We start from the raw sequence: 24,976 nt of genomic DNA, 5'->3' as shown, positions 1-24,976 counted from the left end.
GGGTTAAGTAGCAAAAAGTGTGTCCGCTCGGCGTGTTGCGGGGCGGGCACACCGTTTGTTACTTCATGGGGCCTTTTCTGATTCCTATCGAGTGTTCGTACTCGGTTGGGATAGCGTTGTCGTAGAAGGCTGGTCGGCCTGTTTCATGGTCGGCTTTGTTGTGGTCTTCTTCGACAAGATCGTTGACTTTGGCGAGTTGATCTTGGCCGAAATTGCACTGCCTGGCGATCTTTAATGGGTCGTCAGGCAGTTGCGTTTTCGAGTGCAGGTACCACTCGAGCATTTTTCGTTGGCGTTCCCCGGACCTGCCGCGATGCGCGTCGGCGATGCGTTTGAGCCCGGCGTTGATGCCGCCTTCCAGACTGTTTGTCGTTGAAGCCCAGCGTTGAGGCTCAAGCGCATTCGGTGGTGGCTGCAGGTAGGTAAACAGCCATCCTTTCCGTGAGAGGTGCAGCAGGGAGTTGTATGCCTTGCGAACTCGCAGATGGGTCCATTCCCACTGGTTGTTGAGTGTGCGGCGCTCTTTTGACACGGGCGTTTTCTCGTTGAGGAATGCTTTGAATACCTGTCCGAAGTCGTGCAGACGCAGCGTCCACTCCCGTGCCTGGTCGAGTGTGGTGATACGGGTCAGTTTCAACGCCAGGGCGTAGATGGCTTTGCCGGCGTCGGTGCGTGGTCGTGATGTGGTGTAGCGGCGGATGACGCGTTGCGCATGGACGAGGCATCGTTGGATTATCGCGTTCGGCCAGCAGGCTTTAATCGCAGTAAGTGCGCCTTGTCCGCCGTCGAGGACGACGCAGAGCGGCTCAGCGATTTTGCGGAGTAGCTGCGTGTAGGCGTGGGCGGTTTCGTGTTTGGTCCAGTGCCATGCGATGACGTGGTCGTGGCTGGCTGCGACGAGCAAGCATCCGGCGGCGGTGTAGGTACCGTCGATGAAGATCTGGTCGTAGATGCGCTGTGGGTCACCGTCGTTGGGGATGTCGATGAGCCAGAACGGTTTGAATCGGCGGTCAAGTGTCCAACGGCTTACCCCTTGTTGCTGGGCGAGTTCAGACAACGTTGCTGTGGAGGTGGCATAAGAGACGAAGGCTTTAAAGTCGCGGGTCTGCGTGCGGTCGGTGCGGGTTCGTGTCGTGGAACTGCCGCAGTTCGGGTCCTTGCATCGCCACCTGGTTGTGCCTTTAGAAGTGGTTCCGTTTTTCTTCATTTGCCCAGCGCATATCGGGCATCGTGGTCTGTTTTTACTCACCCGGAAAGCACACCAACCCCCGATTAGCACATGCGGGTGCCATTCCGGTGGATTGAACACTAATCGGGCGGATATAAGGTCTTGATGCTTATATCCGCCCGATTTACCCAGCCTAATCAGCAGTAATGCTGAAAGTCAGACACACTTTTTGCTACTTAACCCCAACTAACTGATTGAGAAATTAATCAAAAACAGGGTCAAGGTGAATCACCTTGGCCCTGTTTTAGTATCTACGCGGTCTCATCCTTTTTCACATATCGATGGCTACTAAACCGCCTACTGACCAGAAGTAATGCGGTAGACATCGAACACTCCCTCGACACCGCGCAGAATGTTGAAGATATAGCCCATCTGCTTAGTGTCCGAAACCTCGAAGCTAAAACGCATTACGGCAACGCGGTCATCGGAGGTATGAGAGGACGTCGACAGGATTGAGACCTTCTGATCGGAGAAAACGCGAGTGATCTCCGAGAGCAGTCCGTGACGGTCAAGTGCTTCGATTTGCACCGTAACCATGAAGACCGCACCGGAGGAATCCGTTGCCCAGGAAACCTCGATAATGCGCTCGGGCTCCTGGTGCAGTTTCTCCGCATTAGTGCAGTCCGTACGGTGCACGCTGACACCGCCACCGCGGGTGACGAAACCAAAGATGGCATCGCCAGGCACCGGTGTACAGCACTTGGCCAACTTGGCAGCCATATCCGCACTGCCCTCCACAAGCACGCCGGTGCTGTCGGCGCGACGCGGAGTATTGTGCACACTCATCTTCGAAATCGGAGTGCGCGAGACCAACTGCTCTTCGGCATCGTCTGTGCTCGAGAACTGCGCCATCAGCCGGTGAGTCACATGCTGCGCTGAGACCTGCCCCTTACCGATAGCGGTATAGAGCGCATCGACATCCGCATAGTGCAGCTCGGAGGCAATCTGCTTGATGGACGCCGGAGTGAACAGGCGGTGCATCGGCAGACCGCCGCGCTGTACCTCTGCAGCCAGCGCGTCACGGCCGGCATCGAGTGCCTCCTCGCGGCGCTCTTTGGCAAACCACTGACGGATCTTTGCCCGCGCACGTGGAGTTTTAACAAACTTCTCCCAGTCCTTAGACGGACCGGAATCGGCATCCTTGGACGTGAAAATCTCGACGCGGTCGCCAGTTTTTAGCGGTGATTCCAACGCCACTAGCTTGCCGTTGACTTTGGCACCAATACATCGGTGACCTACTTCAGTATGGACCGCGTAGGCAAAGTCGACCGGCGTGGAGTCCGCGGGCAAAGTGATGACATCGCCCTTAGGTGTGAACGCAAAAATTTCAGTGACTGAGAGGTCATAGCGCAGGGAGTCCAGGAACTCGTTAGGATCTGCGGCCTCGCGCTGCCAATCCAGCAGCTGACGCATCCACGCCATCTGATCGACTTCGGCGGAATCTCCCTTGTGAGAGCCCTTGGTTTCCTTGTAGCGCCAGTGTGCGGCAATGCCGTACTCAGCGTTGTAGTGCATCTCATGGGTGCGAATCTGCACTTCTAGCGGGGAGCCACCTGGACCGATGACCGTTGTGTGCAACGACTGGTAAACCCCGAAACGCGGCGCGGAAATATAGTCCTTGAATCGCCCCGGCATGGGTTTGAACAGCGAGTGGACGGCACCCATGGCGGCATAGCAGTCCTTGGTCGTGTCCACCAGAACTCGAAGTCCGACCAGGTCAAAAATCTCGTCGAACTCATGGCCGCGGACAATCATCTTCTGATAAATCGACCAGTAGTGCTTCGGCCTGCCCTGTACCTCAGCAGCAATGTGAGACTCCTTCAGATCCTTCTGAATCATCTCGGAGACTTCCTGGATGTACCGGTCCCGCTGCGGCGCTCGATCTGCGACCAAACGCACAATCTCGTCGTACTTCTTCGGGTACAAAATGGCGAAGGAGAGATCTTCCAACTCCCACTTCACGCTGGCCATTCCCAAACGATGCGCCAGCGGTGCAATCACCTCGAGGGTCTCACGGGCCTTCTTAGCCTGCTTTTCCGGCGGCAGGAAGCGCATTGTGCGCATGTTATGCAGCCGGTCAGCCACCTTGATAACCAGCACGCGCGGGTCCTGGCTCATGGCGATAATCATTTTTCGCACGGTCTCTGCCTCGGCGGCGGAGCCCAACGCGACCTTATCCAATTTGGTCACGCCGTCGACCAACCGTGCGACTTCTGGGCCGAAGTCCCGCTCCAGGTCCTCCAGCGTGTAATCGGTATCTTCGACCGTGTCATGCAGCAGCGCTGCCACCAGCGTGGTGGTATCCATGCCGATCTCGGCCGCAATAGTAGCGACTGCAAGCGGGTGAGTGATGTATGGCTCGCCGGATTTCCGATAGACGCCGTCGTGAAGGCGCTCGGCGGTATCGTAGGCACGCTGAAGCACAGCCAAATCTGCGCGCGGATGCACCTGTCGATGCACCGCGACAAGGGGATCTAGCACCGGGCGGATCTTCGTTCTGTTGCCGGTAAGGCTTCGCGCTAGGCGGGCACCATAACGGCGTGCGGGCCCTTCAGCCATGACTCATTCACCCCTTATTAACCACGTACAGAGGCAGATCAGCAAGCTTCTCCCGAGCTCCCAGGCCTTCAACCTCCAGCACGGTGCACAGCCCGGTTACCTCGACTCCAGCTGTCTCCAGCAGAGCGCGAGCTGCACACAGGGTGCCACCAGTTGCCAACACATCGTCGACAAGTACGGCCTTCTTGCCCTTCAGCTCAAAACCACTAGCCGGAATCTCAAGCGCGGCCGTACCATATTCCAGTTCATAGGTCTCGGTCAGCACAGGCGGTGGCAGCTTACCCTTCTTACGAATAGCGAGCACTCCCAGTCCGAGCTTGTACGCCACCGCAGAACCCAGCAGGAATCCACGCGCATCTAGGCTGCCTATAACATCAGCCCCGAACTCTTCCACCTTGGCGGAAATCTCGTCCACAATCAGGGCGAACGTCGTGGCGTCGGCAAGCGCCGGCGTCAGGTCCTCGAAGAGTACGCCCTCAACTGGAAAATCGGGCACGAACCGAATCTGATCGGCTAATGCCTCACGCGCGTGTGCATACGACACAGGTTTAAGCTCCTTTTCGGCGAAAAGAAAAAGTGCGGGTACCTGTCAACGATACCCGCACAATGCGCTTTTAAAGTAGTTTCACCCGAACCACTGGGAGGCGCTACCTCCTACTGCCCCGGACGCCAGGACAGCGGCTTGTCTTCATCGCCCTCAAGCTTCGGAGTCGTCACCGTTCGTTTCGACGTCGACTGCTCCATCTCGCTTGCCGACGGCTCCTTCGAGCCCGAGTCCTCCGCAACATCAGTGGTGGCGGAATCGGTGCCCGATCCTGCCCCCTCAGAGGCCTTTGCGCGAGCAGACAGTACCGCCTCTTCATGCTTGCGGTATTCACGCTGCCGCGACTTGAGAGACACCAACAGCGACGAAGCCAGGAAGATCGAAGAGAACGTACCTTGAATAATGCCGATGAGCTGAACGAGTGCAAGGTCCTTCAGCGTTCCGACCCCCAGCATGCCCACGGCGATGACCATCAGTGCCAGGATTGGCAGGAGCGTCGACACCGTGGTGTTGATAGAACGCATGATGGTTTGGTTGACCGCCAGGTTCACCAACTCGGCGTAACTTCTACGGGTCGATGAACGATAGCCTGCCGTGTTCTCGTCGACCTTGTCGAAAACCACGACGGTGTCGTACAGGGAGAACGACAGCACGGTCAGGAGACCGATAATGGTTGCCGGGGTGACGTCAAGACCAATGAGCGCGTAGATTCCCATAATCACGATTGCATCCACAACCAGGGCGAGAATTGCGGCAATGGCCATGTCGCGCTCGAAGTGAATGGTGATGTAGATGAACACCAGACCCAGGAACACCACTGCAGCCAGCAGCATTCGGTTGGTAATCGAAGAGCCCCACGACTCCGACACGGTCGAGTCACCAATGGCATCCGGGGTCTGCTGCCCCTGCACATCGACGGGCTTGAATGCATCATTCAACGCGATACGAGCACTATTAATCTGGTCCTGAGTCAGCTTCTCAGAGGTGATCTCCAGGATTCGGCCCTCACCAGAACCGATAATTTGCACCAGCTCCGGCTTCACGCCGGTCGCCTCGGTGAAAACCTCCTCGGCCTGCTCAGTTGTCACTGAGGCCGGCGGCATAGTCATCTTGGTACCGCCCTCGAAGTCGATACCGAAGCTGAACCCGCGAATCAGCATCGCTGCGAAAGCAACAACGATGATGGCGACGGCAATCTGGTACCAGCGCTTCCGCTTGCCGACGATGTTGATTCCACCCTCGCCGGTGTAGAGGCGGCGGAAAAAGGAGTCGTCTTTCACGCTTTCTGGCTCAGTGATTAGCGCCGGATTCGTCTGAGTAGTATTCATGGATTCCTACTTCCCCTCATTCGCGCTGGAGTGAGCTGCACCGGTGTCGGCAGCCGTACTGGCGGAGGCATCGGAGGCTCCGGCCTTCTTACCGGCAGCTACAGTCTTATTCCTCTGTGCAATCTCCATGACCGAGCCGAAGCCGTTCATCGACGGCTTGGACAAAGCTGGCCACTTACGAGTAGCCAGGATGACCAACGGCGCAGTCACGAGGAAAGCCGTCACAATGTCGAATGCTGTGGAGAGACCAAGTGTGAACGCGAAACCGCGGACATCGCCAACGGCCAGGATGTAAAGAACCACAGCCGCAATGATGGACACAAAGTTACCCGATAGGATGGTGCGCCGTGCTCGTCGCCAAGCGTGCGGAACCGCGGAGCGGAAAGTTCTACCCGCGCGGATTTCGTCCTTAATGCGTTCGAAGAAGACGATGAAGGAGTCAGCCGTTACGCCGATAGAGATGATGATGCCGGCGATGCCAGCGAGATCGAGCGAGTAGCCAATCCAACGACCAAGAAGGACAAGGACGCCGTAGACCATCGCTCCAGCTGCTGCCAGCGAAACCAGCGAAATCACGCCCAGGCCGCGGTAGAGAGCAATCGCGTAGACGACAATCAGGGCGATACCGATAATGCCGGCAAGCAGACCGGCTTCCAAGGAAGCCGAACCAAGCATGGCCGGGATAGTCGTGGTGGTGCCGCCCGGCTCGCCGTCCTCACCTGCGAACGACAGCGGCAGTGCACCATAACGCAGGTTATTGGCCAGCCCCTGTGCCTCGTCGATTGAGAAGTCGCCCGTGATGCGGGTGGCAGAACCAACTGGGGTTGCCTCCTGAATCACCGGGGCGGAAATGACCTTCGAGTCCAACACGATAGCGACCTGCCGCTGCAGGTAGTCATTGGTCAACTTGGTCCATGTGCGAGCGCCGGTGTCATTCTTCCCGGACTTGAAGCTAAAGGAGACCTGAATCTGACCAGACTGCTGATCGTAACCACCGTTAATCGGCGCATTGGTATCAATAGCGTCGCCGGACAGACGCTGGCCCTTGGCCTCGTCCTCCTGCCCAATCAACAGCGGAGCCTTGCCCAGGAAGATGGCTTTACCGCCTTCGGGCGCACAGGTCACCAGCGGCTTGGCCGGGTCATCGGCACCCTGTAGCGGATCAACTGCATCGCGGTTATCGCAGGTCATCAGCGCAGCGGCTGCAAACTGTGTCGTTGGGTCTTCGGACTGGCGAGTCGCCAACAGCACGTCACGAACCTTCGTACGCAGCTCGGCCGCTTCAATTGAGTTCGCCGGCTTTGCCGGAGCTGTTGCGTCCAACTTCGGGGCCTCGCCCAGCGACTTGGACAGCTCCTCGGGAACCGGCTGATCTGGGTTCTGTTCCTTGAAGGCATCAATTGCACGCTTCTGCGTTTCGTTCATGTCCTTGTAGAGGTCATCAACACGCTTGGTGGCTTCCTCCTTCGACAGGACACCGACTGACACCCAATCTTCAGCAGTCTTCTTAACTACCTCGCCAAAGGCAGCTTCATCAGGGCCCTGGGTGGGCTGTTCTACCGGACGGAAGAAGAGCTGCGAAGTCTGGCCGAGCGTACGCGCCTCCTGTGAGTCTTCACCCGGCACGGTAATGACCAGCGTGTCACCGTCGGTGACAACTTGAGCGCCGCTGACGCCCATGCCGTTTACGCGGTTCTCCAGAATCTTGCGAGCCTGGTCCAGCTGATCGCGCGTCGGCTTTTCGCCCTGCGGCACCAAGGTTACTCGGGTACCACCCTGCAAGTCGATGCCCAACTTTGGCTTGGCTGATCCGCCGCCGGTGAAAAAGACGAGTGCGTACGTAAGGATGAGGAAGCCAACAAACAGTGCCAACAGCCACTGCGGCCAGTTCCTCTTGAATGTATTCGCACCGGATCTGGATTTGCTGTTCAAAGCAAAGTCTCCTGAATCGTGACGTTTAGGTACTTAAGCGTTTCGGGTAGAAACGCAGGTCTATAACCGCACCGCGAAATCGCGCGATACCAGGAAGAGGCATTGCGGGCGTCGCTAAGCAAAGCTATAAACACCAACCGCTAGAGAATAACCGATTTAGCGTAGTGCGCCGGTTTTGACTTGTACCTATTTAGTGAAAATCTTGCCCACGCTTGCCGACGGCGAAACCTGGGACGCGCCCGCTAACCCCACGGCGCACGCTACAGCTTGGATGCATGCAAACCAGCAGGACGTGGGCGTGCAAAAAACTGCTACTGCTTTTCGGTGGAAGTGGAACCGTCTGTACCCGTGTTATCCGAGTTACTCGGAGTATTCGGGTTCTCGACCTGCTCATTGATGTCCGAAGCGGCATTGTCATCCGGACCGTGGCCGGTGATTTCTTGGACATCGCCGACGTGGTCATCTGGCGCATCGGAAACACGGCCACGTCGATCACGGTGAGCGTAGCTAGCTCCGGTACCGGTGGTGAGGTTGCGGGCAATGGCGCCCTTTTCCCAACGGGTCACGATGCCGTCAGCGATAATCAGGTCGACGGTTGTTTCGGTCGTATCAACGACCACACCATGCATACCGGAACCGGTGATGACCTCTGCGCCCGGGGCCAACTTATCCTGCATGTCCCGAATGGTGCGCACCTGCTTGTTCTGCTTGATGATCTGCCAAATTGGCAGCGCCAGGAACAAGAAAATAAGTAGGAGGAGAATAGTTTGATCCATGTCTGCCGAGTTTAACGAATTGCCAGCTAGCAATTCCACACTGCCCCGGCCAGGTCGATGAGAAAGCTATTCTCCGATAGTTCCCTCCGGAGGCTGCAACCCCAAGTGCCGCCATGCTCGGGCAGTTGCAACACGTCCGCGCGATGTACGCGCAATCATCCCGGCACGGACCAAGTAGGGCTCGCACACTTCTTCCACAGTCGAGGGCTCCTCACCGACTGCCAGCGCCAGGGAATTCACGCCCACCGGGCCGCCACCGTGCCCCTTGACCAGGGCAGTCAGCACTGCGCGGTCCAAGCGGTCCAGCCCAAGCTCATCGACATCGAAGACAATCAACGCCGCCTTGGCCGCACCAAGATCAATAACGCCACCGGAGTGAACATCTGCGAAATCGCGAACGCGACGCAGTAGGCGGTTGGCAATTCGCGGGGTACCTCGCGAACGCGAGGCAATCTCCACTGCAGCCTCTGGGCTGATATCCACCCCGAGGATCCCAGCGGCACGGGTAACCACCTTTGTCAGATCCTCGACCTCGTAGAACTCCATCTGCGCAGTAAAACCGAAACGGTCACGCAGTGGGCCAGTCAGCATACCCGAGCGCGTCGTTGCGCCTACCAGCGTAAAAGGTGGAATCTCGAGTGGAATTGACGTAGCTCCAGGCCCCTTGCCCACGATGACATCAATACGGAAATCTTCCATTGCCATGTAGAGCATTTCCTCCACGGGCCTGGCAATGCGGTGGATCTCGTCAATGAAGAGTACATCGCCCTCGAGCAGGTTCGATAGCATTGCTGCCAAATCGCCAGCGCGAATAAGCGCCGGACCGGACGTCATTCGCAGGGACGACCCCATCTCCTGCGCAATAATCATGGCCATGGTGGTCTTACCCAGGCCGGGAGGTCCCGACAGCAGAATGTGGTCCGGAGTCACATTTCGTCCCCGTGCCCCGGAGAGCACCAAATCCAGCTGCTCGCGGACCTTGGGTTGGCCGATAAACTCCCCTAACGACTTTGGTCGCAGGTTCGATTCCGCATCGACTTCCTCGACCTGAGCGCGGGCATCGACATCACGTTGTGCACCATTTCCCCCACCGCCAAAATGGTCGTTGGCTGCTCCATCTAAAGAGTCCCTGAAGGGATTGCCCGACACGTTAAACTCCGTGCGCTCGATATCGCTCATAGTCCCCTCATCCTAGTGCACTGCCATTTTTCATCATCAATGTAGCTGCAGGTCCTCGACCTGGATTTACTTTTCGCCCAATGTCTTTAGCGCCGCCTTCAGCGCCATTGATGTATCCAAGGTCGGATCAATCCGAACAACAGTCTCCGCTGCCTCATTCGCATCAGCTTCCGGGAACCCAAGCCCGACCAAAGCACCAACGACCTGATCCAGATCTGCCTTCAAAACAATGCCAGGCGCTGCTCCGCTTGCAGCTTCCTCCGGCTGGGATACCGCCCTATCCGCGAAAACCTCGACCTTATCCTTCAACTCAACCAACAGGCGCTCCGCCAATCGCTTGCCGACGCCGTTAGCCGCCTGGAGGGCCTTGGCATTCTTTGAGGCAACCGCATTGGCAATCTCGGCCGGCGACAGTACCGATAGAACAGACATCGCTACTTTTGGCCCCACTGTCGAGACAGTGCGCAAGAGCGCAAACATCTCACGTTCCTGCGAGTTGGCAAAACCAAAAAGCGTAATCGCATCTTCACGAACCGCCATTGTGGTCAACATGAAAGTCTGCTCATGCCTCACCAACTGAGAAGCTAACCTGCCCGTAATGGTGACCAAATGCCCGACACCACCGCACTCGATAACGCAATAGTCCGCACCGAGATCGATAACCTCACCGCGTAGAGATGCAATCACTTCTCACAATTCCTTTCACTACGGCTTCCCGAAAGACACCGAGATAAACGCCGAACTCACAAGTGTGCTCTAGCAGGCTCCCCTACCGCGAGGGATTCTCACGGCGAGAAAGCTCCAACTCCCGCTCCTCGTGTTGCTTAGCAAGCGCAGCCAAGGTGTCGCGCTGGCGTTGCAGAACCGGACCACGCCAACAGTGGCAGATAGCGATGGCCAACGCATCCGCTGCGTCCGCAGGTTTTGGCGGAGTTTCCAACCCGAGGATTCTCGTCACCATCATGGTCATCTGCTTCTTATCAGCCCGACCGTTGCCGGTAAGCGCCTTCTTTACCTCCGACGGCGTGTACATATGCACTTCCAAACCGCGTCTCGCCGCAGCGAGGACAAGGACACCAACCGCGTGCGCAGTCTGCATTACGGTGGACACATTGCCGCGCTCGAATACCCGTTCCATCGCAACCACGTCCGGCTCGTACTCATCCATCCACTGCTCCACGGCATTGGAAAGCCGTAGAAGACGATCCTCCAACGATGCCGTGGTTGGTGTGCGGGCGACCCCCACCGCAATGGGAATGACTTTCCTGCCCTGAGCACCTTCCGCAATGGAGAGACCACAACGAGTAAGGCCAGGGTCGATACCCATCACCCGCAGAGATCCAGCTCGATAATTCACCTCTCCACTAATACCACATTTCGAACAGCTGTTTGTATCGTAGCTACACGGGGCACCAACCGTTGATTCTGATAGGTTTAACACCATGAATTCACCGAAGAAGCTCTACGGCGTTCTCGCTGCAGCTGAAATGGTCACGTGGGCTCTGCTGCTCTTGGGGCTGGCACTGAAGTACCTGTTCAAAGTCACTGACATCGCCACCACCATCTTCGGCGGCATCCACGGTTTTACGTTCCTGTGCTACGTAGTCACCACCATCATGGTGTGGATCAACCAGCAGTGGAGCTTTGGCCGCGGTGTCATCGGCCTCGCCTCTTCTATCATTCCATTCGCAACCTATCCGTTTGAACGAAACACCCTGAAGGCAGGCCTCTTGGATCGGCCCTGGCGCTTTACCGACGAATCCGAGGAGCCACAGGACATTTTCGAGTGGGCACTCGCGATGATTATTCGCCGCCCGTTTATCTCGGCATTCGTCATCCTCATTGTTCTCGTCGTGGTCTTCACACTGTTGCTGATGGCCGGACCTCCGACTCAGTGGTTCTCCTAAAACGGTTCAACTAAAACTTTCAGAAACCAAAATCGGTTTAATAGACAAAAATATGTCCGCCTGGCGTGTCGACCGGCGCGTCGGCGGGCGGGCACCCTTCGCTACTTACCCCAATGCGAGTTACTGACTGCGTTTATGACAAAAATGACCTGAAAAATCGTCTGAAAGTGACATAAACCTGCACAGTTTCACATTTGCAGCCGTATTCACACGCGCAGCCCGTAATTTTTTGAGGTTGCCAGTGTGTCGGGTTGTCAGTTTTTCTCCTTAACCCCAGGGTGTGGAGCTACCCGCAGGCGGGCTCTGACCAGTCGCTATCCTGAGGATCAGACACACTCTTTGACTCTGTCTGTCTCTCTCCCCCCCCCCCNCCAAAAAAAAATCCCCATCGGACGACTCTCCGATGGGGATCTTCCATTCACACCAGCTCGCCGCGCAATTCAGCGCTGCAGACTACCCTGCACGAGCATCCTTTAACGCCGGGAAGCCGGTCAGCGGAACCGTCGCCAAGCAAACGCCTAGTCTTCGAGTTCGGCGATAACCTCGTCGCTGATGTCGGCGTTCGAGTAGACGTTCTGCACGTCGTCGGACTCTTCGAGAGCGTCAATCAGACGGAAGAGCTTGCGTGCACCGTCAGCATCGAGAGCCACCGTGGTAGAAGCGCGGTAGTCCTGATCTGCGGAGTCGTACTCCATTTCGGCATCGACAAGAGCGGTGCGGACATTCATCAGATCGGTAAAGGCGGAGACAACCTCGAACTTTTCGCCCAGGTCGTTGACCTCCTCTGCACCAGCATCGAGAACCGCCATAAGCAGGTCATCCTCGGTCAGCTCGCCCTTCGGCAGCTCGACGACACCCTTCTTTTCGAAGAGGTACGCCACGGCGCCGTTGTCTGCCATGTTGCCGTTGTTCTTGTTGAACGCCGAGCGCACATCGGAAGCAGCACGGTTACGGTTATCGGTCAGGCACTCCACAATCAAAGCGACACCGCCAGGTGCGTAACCTTCGTAGACAATGGTCTCCCAGTCAGCACCGCCGGACTCCTCGCCGGAACCACGCTTGCGGGCACGCTCAATGTTGTCGTTGGGAACCGAGGCCTTCTTGGCCTTCTTAATCATGTCATCGAGGGTGGGGTTACCAGCAGGATCACCGCCGCCGGTACGAGCCGCGACCTCGATGTTCTTGATCATCTTTGCCCACTCTTTGGCGCGCTTGGCGTCATTAGCAGCCTTCTTGTGCTTTGTGGTTGCCCATTTTGAATGACCCGCCATGTGCTAGTTCCTACCATTCCTCTCGTCAATACCCATGTAGATGGGAATTCGTCAGGTGTTCATTATACAAACCGGGGATTTAAATGCCGACAAGCTCTCGCAAAAAGAACTCGTGGAGCCGCGTCTCCCCCGTCGACTCCGGGTGAAAGCTGGTGGCCATCGCAGCCCCCTGCCGTACTCCGACCACTGTACCTGCGGTCTCTCCAGCCGATTCTGGCACCCGCGCTAGCACCTCAACATCATCACCGACACGCTCGACCCACGGTGCGCGAATAAAGGCGGCGTGTACAGGCGGCTGGTCACCACTGATCGCCAGCTGCGGAATATCCAAGTCAGTTTCGAAGGAATCCACTTGCCGGCCAAATGCGTTACGACGGACGGTGATGTCAATCGCCCCCAGGCTAACGGCATCCGGACGGGTATCGAGCACTTCGTCGGCAAGCAAAATCATGCCGGCGCAGGTGCCATATGCCGGAAGGCCATCGCGGAGGGCTTCCCGCAGCGGGTCTTCAAGCTCATTGAAGACCATCAGCTTGCTCATGGTTGTGGACTCGCCGCCGGGCAAAATTAGGCCGCTAAGCCCTTCCAGATCACGGGGCAAGCGCACCTTTCGGTGCGGGACGCCGAGCTGGTCAAGCACATATCCGTGTTCGGCACCGTTGCCCTGAAGAGCGAGGATACCGATTGTTTCCTGTGTCATTAATCTAGGTTCTCACTGCGAGCATCGAAGTTCGTCGCCACTGGCACGGGCTCGACACCCGGGGCCAGGCTTCGGGTCAGCCCTTCCTGCGTGACGACGGCCACGAGCTCGCCCTTTTGGTTAAAGATGCGACCGTGAGTCAATGCGCGACCCGCGTGCGCCGATGGCGAAATCTGGTCGTAGAGCAGCCATTCATCCGCACGGAACGGACGCATAAACCACATCGCGTGGTCGAGGCTGGCTTCCTGGACCTCAACGCCTGGATGCGGAACGAGTGCCGATGACAGCAAAGTCATATCCGACATATACGCCAGCGTGCAGACATGGAAGGTCTCGTTATCCGGCAGGCGATCCTTGCACCGGAACCACACCAGCTGCTGGGACGGGGTGTACTTGTTGTGTTCGAACTGATCATTCGGCACTACCCGGATATCCCAGTCCGCCCACTCGCGCATTAGTAGACGACGTGTGTTCGTCATCTCAGAGGTGTCGGTGACCACGTCTTCAGGATCTGGCACCTTGCGCATCACGTCAGAGTGCTCGAGTCCCTCATCCCCCTTACGGTGGAAGCTGACCTGCATGACGAAAATCGTACGGCCATCTTGCACAGCTTCGACGGATCGGTGGCAGAAAGACCGGCCGTCGCGAATACGCTTGACCATGTACACCGTCGGGATATGGGGGCGGCCCGGGCCTACAAAGTAGGCGTGGAGGGAGTTCACCGCGAAGGTATTACCCACCGTGCGCGTCGCCGCGACGAGGGACTGGCCGGCAACTTGGCCACCGAAAGTGCGCTGCAGGATTGACTTAATGACTGGGCCACGGAAAATGTCCCGGTCAATCTGCTCCAGATCTAATACCTCGCGGATGTTAGCCATTTTTACCAGCCACGCTCAGCGAGTCGGTGCGGCTGCGGAATCTCGTCGACGTTGATGCCGACCATTGCCTCGCCGAGACCGCGGGAGACATCAGCGATGACCTTCGGATCATCGTAGTGCTGGGTTGCCTGGACGATAGCCTTGGCGCGCTTCTCCGGATCACCGGACTTGAAGATACCGGAACCAACAAAGACACCCTCGGCACCGAGCTGCATCATCATTGCAGCGTCAGCCGGAGTTGCAATGCCTCCTGCGGTGAACAGCACGACTGGCAACTTACCGGTCTCAGCGACCTCGCGTACCAGCTCGTACGGTGCCTGCAGCTCCTTGGCGGCAACATAGAGCTCGTCCGGAGCCATAGAACGCAGACGGTTAATTTCAGCGCGGATGGTGCGCATGTGAGTCACAGCGTTGGAGACATCACCGGTACCGGCCTCGCCCTTGGAGCGAATCATGGCAGCGCCCTCGTTGATGCGGCGCAGAGCCTCACCCAGGTTGGTCGCACCACAGACGAAAGGCACGGTGAATTCGAACTTGTCGATGTGGTTCGAGTAATCGGCCGGGGTCAGAACCTCGGACTCGTCAATGAAGTCAACACCGAGGGACTGCAGAACCTGTGCCTCAACAAAGTGGCCGATTCGGGCCTTGGCCATAACCGGAATGGAGACGGCATTGATAATGCCCTCGATCATGTCCGGGTCAGACATACGCGACACGCCACCCTCTGCGCGAATATCGGCGGGGACACGCTCCAGCGCCATCACGGCAGTTGCGCCGGCATCTTCAGCGATCTTGGCCTGCTCCGGCGTAACGACGTCCATAATGACGCCGCCCTTCATCATCTCAGCGAAACCGCGCTTCACGCGTGCGGTGCCCTGCCCGGAGTTGTTCTCAACCGTGCTCAACGAACCCTACTTCCCTAATAAAACTGGTGAATGTGACCGTTTGTAGTCGTTTAACACTATAACGCCTGAACTAGACAGTGCTGTTCATTGAGTCACAAAACACGGCGAACTTCCAGCACAACAGCGAATTTTCCCACAATTAAGCAGTTGTCAGTCCGTCTGCAACATCGAAATATTCCGGTTCGGGTGCAGTGCCCGCCAGCCGCAGCGCGCGTACTAGCGGCCTGGCTCGCAGTGCTTTCGTATCCGTCACCGCATCATTGTAGAAACGGCGGGCGAGCTCGAGCCGCGTGTGGGCGTCAGAAAGCTCAATTGCCATCGTTCGGTCCACGGGCTGTTCCTCATAGAGCGCCACAATTTTCCTAGTCAGTTCGTTTTCCACGTCTGCGCGCTGTCCAGTGTTGTTGGCTCTAAGTGGTGTGGCTTCCACCTTCGTCACTACGCCGGCGAGTTCCGGGTAGGCGGCACGAGCGACTGCGGCCCTTCGCCCCAACGCCGCTTCCAGTGAAGAACGCGCCAAGTCCGTGCGAATGTGCATACGGTTCAAACGCGTCGCTGTCGATGAAGCCACCAAACCGCTAACGAGTACGACAATCAGCGCAATGACTAGGACAACGACCCAGATTGGAACGGTTACGTCCACCGAAAACCCACTTTCACTCCGCTGCGTTTAATCAGCTAACACGACGGAAATCTCTATGGCGCAATGACGACCTTTTCGCCATCCATGCGCACCGTATCGTACACACGCAGAACGCCGTCGGCGACCTGCGACCAGTCATACTCCCAAGCCCGTTTATGCCCGAGTGCGCGAAGCTCCTCCCCCAACTTTGACTGCGTCAAAAGGCGTACGACTGCATCCGCAAGGTCTGCGGAGTTACCGTTTTCAAAGTGAAGCCCGTAATGGCCGTCGTCAAGCACGAGTTTGAACGCATCGATGTCGCTGGAGATCACCGGCGCACCCGCCGCCATCGCCTCTACCAGCACGATGCCGAAACTCTCTCCACCACGCTGCGGGGCAATGTACGCATCCGCATCGGCGAGTATTGACGCCTTAGCATCCTCCGACAGTCTGCCGACGAAATGCAGGACATCTGCGTTTCTGCCCGCTTTACGACGAGCTGCCGCGACATCACCATCACCAACAACACAGACCTCAAGCTGTGGAATCTCTGCACGTATTGCCGGCAGCGCGTCGAGCAACACGTCAAAGCCCTTACGAGATTCGTCGAAGCGTCCGAGGAACACGAGCCGATAGCCCCCCTCACGCCGTGGCGGGATCTCAGGCAACGATGAGGCGGCCGGGCAGGACTCAAAATCTCCAACACGGACACCATTGGGAATGAGAACCGGGTCGCCGCCGAGTTGCTCAACCTGCCAGCGACGAGCCACTTCCGAGACAGCGATGCCTCCCCGAATGCGTTCAAGGTACTTCCGCAAAAATGGCGTGGCCAACTTCAATGCTAGGGAGTCCGTCGCCGCAGAGTGATAGGTCGCGACAATTGGCCCGACCGAGTTTACTAACGACAGCATTGAAAAACTGGGCGAATTCGGCTCATGGATATGAAGAATGTCAAAGCTACCTTCCTCGATCCATGTGCGGACTCGACGGCTCGTGCGGGGACCAAAAGACAGCCGAGCGACTGAGCCGTTATACGGAATCGGGATGGCGGCACCACCTCGAATAACGAAATCCGGCACATCCGCCTGCGCGCTAGCCGGGCCGATAAGACTGACCTCGTGGCCGCGGCGGATGAACTCCTCACACAAGTCAATCGCGTGAGCTTGAACCCCACCTGGAACATCGAACGAGTACGGGCACACCATTCCGATTCGCACGGCTACTTTGACCTCTTCTTATCCGCTGGCCACAGTGGCTGCATCATGTGCCAATCCGCTGGATGCTGAGCAATATCAGATTCAAAAACAGTAGCGATGTCTTGGACAATGTCAGCTAGATTGCGCCCCTCAGTCGGCACGAATGGATGCGCTACAAAGCGCCAACCATCGCGCGTGTAGGACAGGCCCGCGGGCATAAGCCGAGCGCCCGTGTCCTGTGCCAGCTTTGCCGCGCCGACCGGCATTGTCGTCTGCTCGCCGAAAAAAGTGACCGGGACCCCGTGGCCGCCGAAGTCACGATCAGACAGCAGGCACACAACGCCACCGTCTTCCAATCGCTTCTGCAGTTCCGGCATCGCGGGTTTGCCACCGGTAAGCGGGAGAATGTGGAATCCGAGGGATTCGCGGTACTCCACGAAAGCGTCGTAAAGCACCTCTGGCTTCAGCCGTTCCGCCACGGTACTGAACCGGCCATGGCGGGAAACGAGCCACATACCTGCCATATCCCAGTTACCAGAATGCGGCAGTGGGATGACGATGGAATCTCCGGCCTCGAGGGCCTCAGCAACTCGTTCGAGCCCATCGCTGGTGGATTCGACCGTGTCTGCCAGCTCTGGAGAGGCGATGGAGGGCAACCGGAATGCCTCCACCCAATAGCGTAGATAGGAACGCATGGAAGCCCGAATAAACCCTTGCGGCACTTCCTCAGGCGGACAGCCCATAACGCGAGCCAGGTTCTTGCGAAGCTGGCGGGTCGTCGTGGGATTTGCTGCTACCCGATCGGCGGCTATGTTGCCGATGCGGTAGGCCACGCGTTCCGGCAGCAGACCAAAAATCTTCCACCCGGCCATATAGCCGAGCGCAACGAAATCATCTTTCGAGCGAGGCAGGAAGAAACTAGTCATCGTATCCTCCTTTAGTTGTTGGAATCAGCCGAACCCGTGGACTTCGTAGCAGAGTCAGGGTTGATAGATGAACTATCAGCTGCGCCTTCTGGCGGGGCGATGGGATCCAACGCTCCTGGCTGCTTAGCCACCATGTACAAGCGCTGAATGACGGTGAATACCGACCCAATCGCCAGGAGCCACATTGCGACGTAGAGGGCATAGTCCACGCCAAGCCCCTGGAGCCCAATGCCGATTAGACCGATAATCAGGCGCTCCGCACGTTCGACGAGACCGCCGTTGACCTTGAGGCCGCTAGCTTCTGCCCGAGCCTTAACGTAGGAAATGACCTGGGAAGATCCCATAGTGATCAGTGTCAGAATAAGCAGCACTGAATCCGCGTCATGGTGATACACCACCCAATACGCTATCGCCCCGAACAGTGCAGCATCCGTAATGCGGTCACAGGAAGCATCCAGCGTCGCTCCGTATTTCGTTCCCTGCCCTCGAAGTCTGGCCATCGTGCCATCGAGCAGGTCAAAAGCAGTGAAAATAGCGATTGACACCGCAGCTGCGAAAAGATGGTTGGTAGGAATCAGGATTACCGCAAGCAGAACGGAAACTACCGTTCCCACCAGGGTGACCGTGTTCGGGCTAATGCCGACCCGCAAAAGTGCAGCGGCAATCGGTTCAACTACTGGGCGGATTGGAGCCCTGCCACGGACACTCAGCATGCTGCCCCATCCTCTTGATTAAGGGCACGCCAGCCGTCGGCAAGCAACTCGCGAGTCTGACGAAGAGCCTGCGGTAACACTTTGGTGCCATCGATCACGGTCATAAAATTGCTGTCACCCGACCAGCGCGGTACGACGTGCATATGCAGGTGATCGGCGACCGAACCGCCGGAGGCCTTGCCTAAGTTGAAACCTACATTGACGGCGTGCGGGCGCGAAACCGATTTGAGAGTACGAACCGCATGCTTGGCAAATCGCATCATCTCGGCTGTTTCTTCGTCGGTCAAGTCCTCAAGGTTGGCGACTTCGCGATATGGAACCACCATGAGGTGCCCTGGGTTGTACGGGAACAGATTCAAAACGGCGTACACCCACTCGCCGCGAGCGATAATGAGTGCTTCCTCATCGCTTTGCTTCGGCAAATCAACGAAGGGGTTACGAGATGGCTTGGAGTTATGCACACCACGCTTGACGATGTAGTCCAGCCGGTAGGGTGCCCATAAGCGCGTGAGCCGATCCGGTTCGCCGTAACCGCTGTCGACGTATACGCCATCAGACGATTCCTGCTGGCCGGCATTGCCCTGCTGCTGCGGAGGCAACTCTTCACTTCCCGACTGATTCACTGCCATCCCCTTCGTTGCGTGGCCGGGACCCCATTCGAGCCCCGACCACATATATTTCTCTGCTGTAGTTTACGACCTCGCGGTCAACTTCTTTGGATTACCACGCGTGGTTCACCAGTTAAAACAACGCGGTCGAATTAGAGAGCGTTAACGACCTCTAGAGAGCAGAGACATTCTCCTTGTTCGGCTGTTCGTTATTCCGCGAAGCAACCCAATCACAGATGATGTCGACAGCCTTCTCAACTGCCATCCCGTTAATCTGAGTGCCATCGAGGAACCGGAAGCTGACGGCTCCTGCCTCAATGTCGCGGGCACCAGCCAGAATCATGAACGGAACCTTGGCCTGGGTGTGGTTGCGAATCTTCTTCTGCATGCGGTCATCGGACGTATCCACGTGGACGCGGATGCCACGAGACTTCAGCTGTGCAGCAAAGCCCTCCAGGTGTGGGATACAGTCATCCGCAACCGGAATACCAACAACCTGTTCCGGAGCCAGCCAAGCCGGGAAAGCACCTGCGTAGTGCTCCAATAGGACGCCAAAGAAACGTTCGATGGAGCCGAAAAGCGCACGGTGAATCATAATCGGGCGCTTCTTGGTTCCGTCAGGTGCGGTGTACTCGAGCTCGAAGCGCTCCGGCAGGTTGAAGTCGAGCTGTACCGTCGACATCTGCCAAGTACGGCCGATGGCATCGCGGGCTTGGACGGAAATCTTCGGACCATAGAAAGCGGCTCCGCCCGGATCAGGAACGAGCTCGAGGCCAGAAGCATCGGCAACGCGCTGGAGAATAGCTGTGGACTTCTCCCAAATTTCATCCGAGCCGACGAACTTCTTTTCGTCCTTCGTAGACAGCTCCAGGTAGAAGTCATCCAGGCCGTAGTCACGCAGAAGCGAAATGATGAAGTCGAGGACATTAGTGAGCTCTTCTTCCAGCTGATCCTCGGTGCAGTAGATGTGGGCATCGTCCTGCGTAAAGCCACGGGCTCGGGTAAGACCGTGGATAACGCCTGATTTCTCGTAGCGGTAGACGGTGCCGAACTCGAACATACGAATCGGAAGTTCACGGTAGCTGCGACCACGCGATGCGAAAATGAGGTTGTGCATCGGGCAGTTCATCGGCTTGACGTAGTAGTCCTGCGGAGCCTTGGTGCAGTTGCCGTGTTCGTCATATTCGCCGTCGAGCTGCATCGGCGGGAACATGCCATCCGCGTAGAAGTCCAGGTGACCAGACTTCTTGAACAAGTCACCCTTAGTTACGTGCGGCGTGTTCACAAAGTCATAGCCCGCTTCGATATGACGGCGACGGGAGTGCTGCTCCATCTCGTTGCGGATGATGCCACCCTTGACATGGAATACCGGGAAACCAGAACCAATCTCATCCGGGAAGCTGAACAAATCCAGCTCGGAGCCCAAACGGCGGTGATCGCGCTTCTCAGCCTCGAGCATGCGGTCGAGGTACTCGTCTAACGCTTCCTTGGACTCCCACGCAGTGCCGTAAACACGCTGCAGGTTATCTCGAGATTGGTCACCCCGCCAGTACGCAGCGGAAGAACGCATGATCTTAAAAGCAGGGATGTAGCGGGTGGTCGGCACGTGCGGGCCGCGGCAAAGATCAAACCACTCGGTCTCACCGGTACGCGGATTGACGTTGCGGTAGCCGGTCAAGGTCGTGCCTGCACCACCGACGTCGACATTGGCCTCATCATCTTCGGCCACCTTGCCGGCCGACTTTTCAACAATCAGCTCGAGCTTATACGGCTCGTCGGCAAGCGCTTCCTGCGCCTGATCGGCAGACTCGAACGCGAAGCGCTCGAATCGCTGACCAGACTTGATGATCTTCTTCATACGCTTTTCGATGCGCTTGAGATCCTCCGGCGAGAAAGGCTCATCGACACGGAAGTCGTAGTAGAAACCATTGTCGATGGCAGGGCCAATGCCCAGCTTCGTCCCAGGGAACTCCAACTGCACGGCCTGAGCCATCACGTGAGTCGCAGAGTGGCGGATGACATCGCGACCGTCCGGAGTATTCGCCGGAACGGGCTCGAAGACGGTTTCCACTTCTGGCTTAAAGGACAGATCCTTCAAATTGCCTTCAGGGTCGCGGACACAAACGATGGCGTCAACGCCCTTGTTCGGGAAACCCAGGTCTCTCATCGCCTCGCCCGCAGAAACTCCTGCGGGCACGGAAAACGGTGCTGGGGTTGCAAATTCTTCTGACACGGCGTGCGTGTACTCCTTTTCAAAGTGTCTTCGAAAATCACATACCTGGTGACCTTCGTCAGTCGTTCACACACTTTACCGCACGGTCAAAACTCAGGCCTCGAAAAGGTCCTGGGCCCAGTACTCCTCCTCAGAAGTTCCTCGTGGCATAACAAACACGGCGGATCCAATGTGGAAAATCCACTGATTGAGACGGTCGTTCTTGGACAGCCGCTCTTGAATCGGATTGAACTGCTCCAACGGGTCCTTCTGGAAACAAATGAATACCAGGCCGGTGTTGGTCTCGAATCGACCATTCGGTTCCGGTGGCAGGTCATAGTTGTAGACCCGTCGCAGAATCCGCTGATTAGGTTTCTCTTTCGGAGGCATTGACAGCGCAACATGGCTGTTCGGATCCGTCAGAGGCAGACCATATTCATCAGTCTTCGCCAGGTCGACGGTCTCAAACTCGTCCTTACCTCCAATTGGCGCGCCGGTGCCGATATCTCGGCCGGTAATAACAGTGCGGCTTTCGCGGTCCAACACATCCCAGCCTGGAATATCCATTTCGATACGGCGGACAACCATCGCTGTACCGCCCCGCAACCAATCCGGACCACTATCAATCCACACCTGCTTGTCGAATTCTTCACGAGTGCGCGGGTTGACCGTACCGTCCTTCTGACCGAAGAGATTGCGCGGGGTCTCGCCTTCCTGCGTAGAACCATTGGCGTGCTGGAAACCAGCTTGCACCCAGTGAACATCCAAATAAGAACCTGCATTTCGGATCATCATTCGGGCCGCATGGGAGACCATTACTGGGTCGTCCGCACAAATCTGCAGGCACAGGTCTCCGCCGTTCCACTCCGGGCGGAGCTCATCGTTAACGTACTTTGGCAGATCTCCCAGCCACTCAGGCTTCTGGTCTTCCCTATCGATGATTGTGAAGAAATTCTCCCCATATCCAACTGTGATAGTCAGATTGGCCGGACTCCCCATGAGCTCGGGTTCCAAATCCGTTCGAGTAGCCTTGCCGGCTGTCATTCGGCGGGCGTCATCCGTCCAGGCACGCATGAGGTTTTGGAGGCGATTGCGATCGACCCCCTTCTTCACGTTGAAGGCTATTAGCCATAGATTCGCCTGTGCGGGCGTCGCAATCCCCGCCTGGTGAGCGCCATCAAAAGGTACGGTTGCTGTCTGCAAAGGCGGTTTCGGTGGCTCTTCCTGTGGACGTTCCAACCCAATCGCCTGGGCTTCCGGCGCCCCCAGGGCGAGCGCTGAGGCTCCTGCGGCGGTGCCGAGCCCGCCAAGAAAACGCCTTCTGGAAAAGCCTTCGGACATGTTGTGCACTCTTACCTTTCTGATTACTTCGAACTGGAGCACATGAGATGGCTGGGAATCCGCCAACTTTTCAATAGCTTCAACGCAACCACTGGCCTATCCAATTCGACCGTATCGAAAACCTTTTTCGGAAAAAGAAAAGCGCCGGAGTTCGTTGCATATGCTGCAATAACCTGCCAACTCCAGCGCTTCTGCCACCATTAGATTCCAGTTAGTCAATTCCTCGACGTACCTGAGCTCACGCCCGCTTTACGACGAGCGATTACTTGACCAACTTGTCACAAGAATTAGTGACCCGAGTGATCCATCTCACCGCCGCCCATGTGCTCTGGGTTGTTCAGGTCACCGTCATTACCGTAGTCCTCTTCACCCGCTGGCTGGACGCGAACCTCAACGTCCTGGGTAATGCTAGAGCCGTCGGAAAGCTCAATGACGAGCTTGTACTCAGCTCCCACATCCATAGCTTCATCATTGTTCATGATCATGAAGTGAGTGCTACCCGGTTCGAGAACGAGTTCGCCATAAGCAGGAATCGTCAAACCTTCCGGCACCTCGAACATCTTGCCGTCCTTGGTATCGTGCTGCTCGAACTTCGTGCCTTCCTTCAGCCCCTCAAGCTTGAAGGAGGAAACCTTGATGTCCTTATCGGTGTTGTTGGTCAGCGTACCGAAGATGGCGGTCATGCCCTTGTCAGCCGGCTTTTCCTTGATGTAGGCATCGGCCAGCTGCACAGCAGCATCACTCTTCTCCATCTCAGAAGTAGCCTCGGTCGCAGCGGAGGTTGCGGACTCAGTCACCTCAGCAGCAGTGTTATCGTCGGACGAGCAACCTGCCAGAGCAAGGGTCAGGGCTGCGGAACCAGCGATCAGTGCAGTTGCAGTGCGATTGAGCTTCATGTGTCTATTTTGCCTTTCGATTAATAACGATGACGACAGCGGCGATGATGACGATGAGTCCACCACCGAGGCCATAAGCCCATAGCGGTATTGACTTCGTTTCCTCGGCGTGCGCACCGGTCTGACGAGATTCTGCCCCGGCTTCGGCTGCGCCAGCAGCATCCGGATCAGCCACTGAGAAAGAGGTCTTTCCTCGGGTGGAGTGACCATCAGAGGAGGTGATTTGGAAACCAATGATGTAGTTACCAGGGCCTGGATTAATATCCTCAGGGATATCCAAAGAGACCTCATTACCCACTACCTCTGGCTCGTGGGAGTACAGGACTTCCTTGGCATCTGCATCACTAATTGCAACGGTGTTGAAATTGTTCTTGGGGTTGCCGGAGAACTTGAGAGAAACGTGGTGCGGAAATTCATCGAGAACCTGCTTGTCGCCTGGGTTAGACGACAGCACGGAATCGTGAGCATGCGCGGGGCCAGCATTAATAACTGACGCGCCTGCAAAGACTACAAGCGTCGCAGCGGCGGCTACTGCACGCCGGAAACCCGACTTTGAGAACCGAAACGTTTCGCCTGAAGCGACCCGGGGACTCACTAGAACAGTTCAACTCCTTTAAGCGGGACAGTTCGAGAAGAACAGCAGTAGTCTGACCGCTGCCCTTATACCTATTGTCGGATGGTAGTCCAGAAAAGTTCCCGAGAGGGACGAATATAGTTCAGGTCACACAGCAAAACCCCGGCCGCGCAGTTTTTATACGATGCGTCGACCGGGGTTTTAAATGGTAGTCCCAACTGGGTTCGAACCAGCGACCTTTCCGGTGTGAACGGAACGCTCTTCCACTGAGCTATGGGACTCGGACAGAAAAGCACTAAGCCTTTGCTGCTCTGCGGAATAAGTTAGCACGCGTTTTGGAAGTTTCCCTAATTGGGTTGCATTGCGTTTGCGATTGCGCAGTTCGACGATTTATTACCCCACCGATGGAACTCCATGACGATAGCGACTCGATAGCCCCCAGTAACCAACCCACGAAAGCGAATAAATGACATCGTTGCGATTCAGAGGCATCAAAGGTTGGTCTTTAGCCCTACGCCCACAGGCACAATACAGATGTTCACCTGGTAATTTGTAATCAATCGCACAAGCACGCTAAAGTATCTTTCGCACCGCAAGAGAGCAATTGAGATTCTCCTTCGCTCTCCTTGCAACGTGATGCGGATGTAGCGCAGCTGGTAGCGCATAACCTTGCCAAGGTTA

At 56.8% G+C, this 24,976-nt stretch carries 23 protein-coding genes and 1 tRNA gene; 1 reads left to right on the top strand and 23 read right to left on the bottom strand.

Annotated elements, in window-relative coordinates:
- Positions 1-58: 58 nt before the first annotated feature.
- The 9 genes from ADM64_RS06975 to ruvC form a co-directional block, all read right to left on the bottom strand.
- On the bottom strand, positions 59-1,249 hold the full coding sequence (locus tag ADM64_RS06975) for an IS1249 family transposase (RefSeq protein ID WP_162838042.1): 1,191 nt from the start codon (positions 1,247-1,249) through the stop codon (positions 59-61).
- Positions 1,250-1,525: 276 nt separating this feature from the next.
- The gene (locus ADM64_RS06970; protein WP_049193688.1) at positions 1,526-3,787 is read right to left on the bottom strand and encodes a RelA/SpoT family protein; all 2,262 of its coding nucleotides are present in this window, start codon (positions 3,785-3,787) and stop codon (positions 1,526-1,528) included.
- Between the two features lie 7 nt (positions 3,788-3,794).
- Entirely contained in the window at positions 3,795-4,331 is a 537-nt protein-coding gene (locus ADM64_RS06965; RefSeq protein WP_016422687.1) for an adenine phosphoribosyltransferase, read from the bottom strand.
- A gap of 110 nt (positions 4,332-4,441) precedes the next feature.
- On the bottom strand, positions 4,442-5,659 hold the full coding sequence (secF, locus tag ADM64_RS06960; RefSeq protein WP_049193687.1) for a protein translocase subunit SecF: 1,218 nt from the start codon (positions 5,657-5,659) through the stop codon (positions 4,442-4,444).
- Between the two features lie 6 nt (positions 5,660-5,665).
- Positions 5,666-7,591, bottom strand: coding sequence for a protein translocase subunit SecD (gene secD, locus ADM64_RS06955; RefSeq protein WP_049193686.1), 1,926 nt, complete (start codon positions 7,589-7,591; stop codon positions 5,666-5,668).
- 311 nt (positions 7,592-7,902) lie between these two features.
- Positions 7,903-8,367, bottom strand: a complete 465-nt coding sequence (yajC, locus tag ADM64_RS06950) for a preprotein translocase subunit YajC (RefSeq protein ID WP_049190818.1) — start codon at positions 8,365-8,367, stop codon at positions 7,903-7,905.
- Between the two features lie 66 nt (positions 8,368-8,433).
- Positions 8,434-9,546 (bottom strand): Holliday junction branch migration DNA helicase RuvB, encoded by a 1,113-nt coding sequence (ruvB, locus tag ADM64_RS06945; protein ID WP_049190793.1) that lies wholly within the window; start codon positions 9,544-9,546, stop codon positions 8,434-8,436.
- Between the two features lie 66 nt (positions 9,547-9,612).
- On the bottom strand, positions 9,613-10,233 hold the full coding sequence (gene ruvA / locus ADM64_RS06940) for a Holliday junction branch migration protein RuvA (RefSeq protein ID WP_048731308.1): 621 nt from the start codon (positions 10,231-10,233) through the stop codon (positions 9,613-9,615).
- 82 nt (positions 10,234-10,315) lie between these two features.
- Positions 10,316-10,873: a crossover junction endodeoxyribonuclease RuvC gene (ruvC, locus tag ADM64_RS06935; RefSeq protein ID WP_048731311.1), complete on the bottom strand. Its 558-nt coding sequence runs from the start codon at positions 10,871-10,873 to the stop codon at positions 10,316-10,318.
- 115 nt (positions 10,874-10,988) lie between these two features.
- On the opposite strand from ruvC, the gene ADM64_RS06930 reads away from it, so the two are divergent.
- Positions 10,989-11,453, top strand: coding sequence for a DUF3817 domain-containing protein (locus tag ADM64_RS06930; RefSeq protein WP_049193684.1), 465 nt, complete (start codon positions 10,989-10,991; stop codon positions 11,451-11,453).
- 518 nt (positions 11,454-11,971) lie between these two features.
- Here ADM64_RS06930 and ADM64_RS06925 read toward each other — a convergent pair.
- The 14 genes from ADM64_RS06925 to ADM64_RS06860 form a co-directional block, all read right to left on the bottom strand.
- Positions 11,972-12,724 (bottom strand): YebC/PmpR family DNA-binding transcriptional regulator, encoded by a 753-nt coding sequence (locus ADM64_RS06925; protein ID WP_048731316.1) that lies wholly within the window; start codon positions 12,722-12,724, stop codon positions 11,972-11,974.
- 79 nt (positions 12,725-12,803) lie between these two features.
- Positions 12,804-13,424 carry a pyridoxal 5'-phosphate synthase glutaminase subunit PdxT gene (gene pdxT / locus ADM64_RS06920; RefSeq protein WP_049193683.1) on the bottom strand — a complete coding sequence of 207 codons (621 nt, stop codon included), beginning with the start codon at positions 13,422-13,424 and terminating at the stop codon, positions 12,804-12,806.
- Positions 13,424-14,302, bottom strand: coding sequence for an acyl-CoA thioesterase (locus tag ADM64_RS06915; protein WP_049193681.1), 879 nt, complete (start codon positions 14,300-14,302; stop codon positions 13,424-13,426). The genes pdxT and ADM64_RS06915 overlap by 1 nt, the downstream gene beginning before the upstream one ends.
- A gap of 2 nt (positions 14,303-14,304) precedes the next feature.
- Positions 14,305-15,207: a pyridoxal 5'-phosphate synthase lyase subunit PdxS gene (pdxS, locus tag ADM64_RS06910; protein ID WP_049172998.1), complete on the bottom strand. Its 903-nt coding sequence runs from the start codon at positions 15,205-15,207 to the stop codon at positions 14,305-14,307.
- A 139-nt stretch (positions 15,208-15,346) separates the two neighbouring features.
- Positions 15,347-15,850: a hypothetical protein gene (locus tag ADM64_RS06905; RefSeq protein ID WP_016422677.1), complete on the bottom strand. Its 504-nt coding sequence runs from the start codon at positions 15,848-15,850 to the stop codon at positions 15,347-15,349.
- Positions 15,851-15,903: 53 nt separating this feature from the next.
- Positions 15,904-17,046: a glycosyltransferase family 4 protein gene (locus ADM64_RS06900; protein WP_049193680.1), complete on the bottom strand. Its 1,143-nt coding sequence runs from the start codon at positions 17,044-17,046 to the stop codon at positions 15,904-15,906.
- A 2-nt stretch (positions 17,047-17,048) separates the two neighbouring features.
- On the bottom strand, positions 17,049-17,951 hold the full coding sequence (locus ADM64_RS06895) for a phosphatidylinositol mannoside acyltransferase (protein ID WP_049193678.1): 903 nt from the start codon (positions 17,949-17,951) through the stop codon (positions 17,049-17,051).
- A gap of 11 nt (positions 17,952-17,962) precedes the next feature.
- Positions 17,963-18,664 carry a phosphatidylinositol phosphate synthase gene (gene pgsA / locus ADM64_RS06890; RefSeq protein WP_049193676.1) on the bottom strand — a complete coding sequence of 234 codons (702 nt, stop codon included), beginning with the start codon at positions 18,662-18,664 and terminating at the stop codon, positions 17,963-17,965.
- Entirely contained in the window at positions 18,658-19,293 is a 636-nt protein-coding gene (locus tag ADM64_RS06885; protein ID WP_042388668.1) for an HIT family protein, read from the bottom strand. Before ADM64_RS06885 ends, pgsA begins: the two co-directional genes overlap by 7 nt.
- Positions 19,294-19,444: 151 nt before the next feature.
- On the bottom strand, positions 19,445-21,439 hold the full coding sequence (thrS, locus tag ADM64_RS06880; protein WP_222867477.1) for a threonine--tRNA ligase: 1,995 nt from the start codon (positions 21,437-21,439) through the stop codon (positions 19,445-19,447).
- A gap of 159 nt (positions 21,440-21,598) precedes the next feature.
- On the bottom strand, positions 21,599-22,825 hold the full coding sequence (locus tag ADM64_RS06875) for a Dyp-type peroxidase (protein WP_040361740.1): 1,227 nt from the start codon (positions 22,823-22,825) through the stop codon (positions 21,599-21,601).
- A gap of 287 nt (positions 22,826-23,112) precedes the next feature.
- Positions 23,113-23,721, bottom strand: coding sequence for a copper chaperone PCu(A)C (locus ADM64_RS06870; protein WP_049193674.1), 609 nt, complete (start codon positions 23,719-23,721; stop codon positions 23,113-23,115).
- A gap of 4 nt (positions 23,722-23,725) precedes the next feature.
- The gene (locus tag ADM64_RS06865; RefSeq protein ID WP_040361738.1) at positions 23,726-24,316 is read right to left on the bottom strand and encodes a copper resistance CopC family protein; all 591 of its coding nucleotides are present in this window, start codon (positions 24,314-24,316) and stop codon (positions 23,726-23,728) included.
- Between the two features lie 185 nt (positions 24,317-24,501).
- Positions 24,502-24,576: transfer RNA gene (locus ADM64_RS06860), tRNA-Val, on the bottom strand.
- Between the last annotated feature and the right edge of the window lie 400 nt (positions 24,577-24,976).

The sequence above is a fragment of the Corynebacterium sp. 401_CJEI genome (assembly GCF_001076435.1).
GTDB lineage: Bacteria > Actinomycetota > Actinomycetes > Mycobacteriales > Mycobacteriaceae > Corynebacterium > Corynebacterium jeikeium_D.
This window is presented reverse-complemented; position numbering and strand designations above follow the sequence as displayed.

Excerpts from the sequence above, each read along its gene's own strand:
- ADM64_RS06970 (WP_049193688.1), bottom strand. The coding sequence starts at position 3,787 with ATGGCTGAAGGGCCCGCACGCCGTTATGGTGCCCGCCTAGCGCGAAGC.
- secF (WP_049193687.1), bottom strand. The coding sequence starts at position 5,659 with ATGAATACTACTCAGACGAATCCGGCGCTAATCACTGAGCCAGAAAGC.
- yajC (WP_049190818.1), bottom strand. The coding sequence starts at position 8,367 with ATGGATCAAACTATTCTCCTCCTACTTATTTTCTTGTTCCTGGCGCTG.
- ruvB (WP_049190793.1), bottom strand. The coding sequence starts at position 9,546 with ATGAGCGATATCGAGCGCACGGAGTTTAACGTGTCGGGCAATCCCTTC.
- ruvC (WP_048731311.1), bottom strand. The coding sequence starts at position 10,873 with ATGGGTATCGACCCTGGCCTTACTCGTTGTGGTCTCTCCATTGCGGAA.
- ADM64_RS06930 (WP_049193684.1), top strand. The coding sequence starts at position 10,989 with ATGAATTCACCGAAGAAGCTCTACGGCGTTCTCGCTGCAGCTGAAATG.
- ADM64_RS06925 (WP_048731316.1), bottom strand. The coding sequence starts at position 12,724 with ATGGCGGGTCATTCAAAATGGGCAACCACAAAGCACAAGAAGGCTGCT.
- pdxT (WP_049193683.1), bottom strand. The coding sequence starts at position 13,424 with ATGACACAGGAAACAATCGGTATCCTCGCTCTTCAGGGCAACGGTGCC.
- ADM64_RS06915 (WP_049193681.1), bottom strand. The coding sequence starts at position 14,302 with ATGGCTAACATCCGCGAGGTATTAGATCTGGAGCAGATTGACCGGGAC.
- ADM64_RS06895 (WP_049193678.1), bottom strand. The coding sequence starts at position 17,951 with ATGACTAGTTTCTTCCTGCCTCGCTCGAAAGATGATTTCGTTGCGCTC.
- pgsA (WP_049193676.1), bottom strand. The coding sequence starts at position 18,664 with ATGCTGAGTGTCCGTGGCAGGGCTCCAATCCGCCCAGTAGTTGAACCG.
- ADM64_RS06885 (WP_042388668.1), bottom strand. The coding sequence starts at position 19,293 with ATGGCAGTGAATCAGTCGGGAAGTGAAGAGTTGCCTCCGCAGCAGCAG.
- thrS (WP_222867477.1), bottom strand. The coding sequence starts at position 21,439 with ATGAGAGACCTGGGTTTCCCGAACAAGGGCGTTGACGCCATCGTTTGT.
- ADM64_RS06875 (WP_040361740.1), bottom strand. The coding sequence starts at position 22,825 with ATGTCCGAAGGCTTTTCCAGAAGGCGTTTTCTTGGCGGGCTCGGCACC.
- ADM64_RS06870 (WP_049193674.1), bottom strand. The coding sequence starts at position 23,721 with ATGAAGCTCAATCGCACTGCAACTGCACTGATCGCTGGTTCCGCAGCC.